General features: G+C 56.0%; 4 protein-coding genes. All 4 read right to left on the bottom strand.

Features of this window, described 5'->3' with window-relative positions; translation table 11 throughout:
- On the bottom strand, nucleotides 1-415 hold a 415-nt coding region (locus ACIQ36_RS19370), incomplete at its 3' end, for a hypothetical protein (RefSeq protein ID WP_395832417.1).
- A 733-nt stretch (nucleotides 416-1,148) separates the two neighbouring features.
- Nucleotides 1,149-1,736 carry a hypothetical protein gene (locus ACIQ36_RS19365; RefSeq protein WP_395832415.1) on the bottom strand — a complete coding sequence of 196 codons (588 nt, stop codon included), beginning with the start codon at nucleotides 1,734-1,736 and terminating at the stop codon, nucleotides 1,149-1,151.
- A gap of 29 nt (nucleotides 1,737-1,765) precedes the next feature.
- A complete protein-coding gene (locus ACIQ36_RS19360) occupies nucleotides 1,766-2,353 on the bottom strand; it encodes a hypothetical protein (RefSeq protein WP_395832413.1) in 588 nt (195 codons plus the stop codon).
- 99 nt (nucleotides 2,354-2,452) lie between these two features.
- Entirely contained in the window at nucleotides 2,453-3,373 is a 921-nt protein-coding gene (locus tag ACIQ36_RS19355) for a DnaJ C-terminal domain-containing protein (protein WP_395832411.1), read from the bottom strand.
- Nucleotides 3,374-3,490 lie beyond the last annotated feature (117 nt).

Here is a 3,490-nt window from a genome sequence, read left to right as displayed (position 1 = left end):
CCAATGTCCACAGAGCAATCAGATCGTCCCGGCGCAGGACGGCAATAAAAAGCCCCAACACCCATACCGCGCAGGCTTTCTTAAACAAATCCGCCCCATCATTGTACGGGTCAATCCCCAGCGGGCTGACGACATGAAAGAAAATCGCGCCGGTCATAATTCCACTCGACATCAGGCCACCGATGGCTTGGGTGCGTGGATAGAGAATGAGAAACGAAGCGATAAGTTCCGCCGTGCCGGTGCCGATTCGCATCACGGCTTCATATCCCTCGAACCCGAGCCATATCGTCAGAATATTGAAGAGATGGACGCTACCCGGATGGCCGGTAAACTTATACTGGAGATACCAGAGGAAAACCCAGGCAATGAACAGCGCGGGCGGCCAGGGGAGCAGGCGGGTAACGGTGGCGGACATAAGGAGGTCTCACTTTTCTACAGCGGTTATACGCTCTTCGCTTTAGATACGGCAGGAGTTACAGCCCTTCCTGCGAGAAGATAGGCGCGGAGACGTTTTTTTAGGCATACCGCAGCCGAAAAAGGCGAAGGCGATGATCGAACACGATTGGTTTGTCGAGGCCAGAGCGGAGTTTCGATCAACCCTAGCGCAGGGGCGCGCTTTAGAGCATTTTTCGTTCGCTGTGGTTCACGACAAACGCTCCAATCTTTTGTTTTCTTAAGCAAATGCGTCGTCGCAGGTGTGCCACCTGCTCGGGATTTGCTCTAGTGATGATTGTCCCGACGGCGCGCGCACTACCACCCGATCAGGTTTTGACGGAATCTGGACAGACCCGCGCCGGGGCCGATCAAGTCGAGGCCGTCGCCCGGCCAATCAGTTTGTTGCGGGCTTCATCGGCTCACCGAAGATGAATTTTCTCAGCATCCACAAGGCTACGCCCCAAGGGGATGCGCCGCTGCTGGGGCTGCCGGGCGTGGGGGCCGTGGCGATGCCAAGTCGCGGGTAGGGTACCCCGGCGATTCTGGGCGTGCTGCCCTCGAGCATCTCACCATCGTAGGTGCAGACGCCCCCGATGCCCTGCACGGCACCGCCCCGTTTAGCCGGGGCGATGCCATGGCCCTGCGTCTGCCCAAGGATGCCTACCATCTGTTCGATCAGAACGGGCAGGTTATGACCGCTTAGGCCATGCTCCTCAAGGGGTGGGGAGCATGCCTTCGTCCTTGGGCTCGAGCGCCGTCTTGTAGGAAAAATGGGTGATGAAGGTACGGATGGTGCTGTCGGGGATAGGCTTACCCGTTAGCCCGCACAGAAAGCCGTCGGCCTGATACCGGTCCCAATAGGACCGAAACGCCCAGCAGTGAATCGGCGTGCCATTTTTGCTGAAGCTCAGCGGGATGGTGCGAAAATCGGCCCGGCCATGATCCACATCGATATAGGACCCAAACTCGAGATTAGGATCGTCGAAAAACCGTTTGGCGATGTTTTGGATCGTATTTTGTTCCCATTGGACAAAATGGGCGGCCTCGTGGAAGCCGACATAGGCCTGATAGCTGCTGGTTTGATAGAAGACGCTGTGGAAATACGAATCGCCCCGGCTATCATCGGTTTTGCCGATTGCCTGGCGGGCGCGGGTAATTTTCTCTTTGCCCCAACCAACAAGTTTTAACTCTAAAGGGGACTGGGCGGCCGGAATAGTCGTAGGCTCACTCCATGTCTGCGCGAGAACAGTAGGGGAGCAGAGCAAGGCCAAGCCTAAGCCGATGATACGAGCTGAAATCATCACAACTGACTTTCGATAAGAGCTTTGAATTACGGGGTGGGGAGAACGCCTTCATCCTTCGGTGTCAGATTTTGCTTGAAACTTATGTGGGTGATGAATGTTTTGATGGCGTCAAGCGACAGTGATTTGCCCGGCTTTGCGCAAAACCACCCCACCGACGCAAGGTAATCCCAAGTTGAGCGAAAGACAGAACAATTATTTTTGACATTATTCTCAGTATAATTAAACGGGATAAACTTAAACTGTGCTCGACCGTTATAAATGTCGTCTAACTCACCGAACTCGATGGTTTGATTTTTGAAGTAGCGACCGGCATAATTTTGTAGTGTGTCCTGATTCCAAATTCGGAAAACGCTGCTCTCGTTAATACCAACGAAGCTACGATAATCCTTATCTTCAGCGCGAATCGTATAGAAATATACATCGCCCGTATTATTGGAATTTGGGCCTTTATCGTACCCAGCCGCTTTAATCGCCGCCTTGCCCCAACCTTGCAGTTTGAGTTCCAGAGGCGACTCATCGGCGCTTGTGGCCTTATATCCTTGCCAAGCCTGCGCCAAAGCCGCCGTCGGGGCCCAAGCGCTCATTACTACTGCAACTATCAAAGCCTTTACCATCTGATCCTCGCCGACTCAGCATATTCCCCGGCTTAGATACCATAGCGTTCAGCAGTAGGCCACAAAGTTAATCAAATTTTAATCGAATACTATTGTAGGTTAACCCAAGCCGTTCAACTTGCTGCGAACCTCATAGGGGTTTTTCGGCCCCCATTTTTCGAGGAAGCTCGACAGTTCGGGGTCGAGTTTTTCGGGCAGCATCACGACCAGCTTCACATATTGGTCGCCGCGCGCGCCGTCTTTGCCGGGAATGCCCTTGCCGCGTAAGCGTAGCGTGCTGCCCGAATTGGAGCCGCGCGGGACCTTCACCGCAACGCGCCCATCGATGGTCGGCACGGTCACGGACGCCCCCAGAATCGCCTCTTGCAGCGTGACGGGTACTTCCAGGTGAATATCCTTGCCCTTGGCGACGAAATAGGGGTGCGCATCTACATGGATTTCGATAAAGGCATCGCCTTCCGGCCCACCGTTAAAGCCCGGCTGACCCTGGCCGCGCAGGCGCAGCTTGCTGCCGTCTTCGGTGCCAGGGGGGATGTTCACATCCAACGAGCGCCCGTCGGCGGTCGTTACCCGGCGCTTGCCGCCATTGGCGGCCGTGACGAAATCGACAGTGAGCCCGTAAGAAACATCCGCCCCCCGGCGTTTGCCCGCGCCAGCGGTGCCGCCGCGCGCGCGGAACCCGTCGAAAATATCATCGGCATCGAAATCGAATCCGCCCGAACCCTTTTGGCCAAAGCCGCCGAATCCGCCGAATCCCCCAAAGCCGCTTGCCCCTGCGCGCCGCGCCCTGGGGCGCTCGTTACCGCTGGCGTCGATCTCGCCCCGATCGTAGCGCGCGCGCTTCTCGGTGTCCGAGAGAAGATCGTGGGCGGCGGAGATATCTTTGAACTTGGTTTCGATAGCCTTATCGCCCGGATTAAGGTCCGGGTGAAACTGTTTGGCGAGTTTGCGGTAGGCGCTTTTAATCGCATCCGCATCCGCCGTTCGCGGCACGCCTAAAACCTCGTAGGGATCGCGCATGGGGATAGTTTACCTGTCTTCTCTACACATTGGCGATTGGGGGCGAACCCTGTCGGGTCTCGGTCGGCGTCCACCCTCATCCCACACACTTCACATATAACGGCAAGGCCTCTGGTT

Origin of the sequence: Elstera sp., from assembly GCF_044372965.1 — a bacterium.
Classification (GTDB): Bacteria; Pseudomonadota; Alphaproteobacteria; order Elsterales; family Elsteraceae; genus Elstera.
The sequence above is the reverse complement of the archived record's forward strand: the minus strand, read 5'-3'. Positions and strand labels throughout refer to the sequence as shown.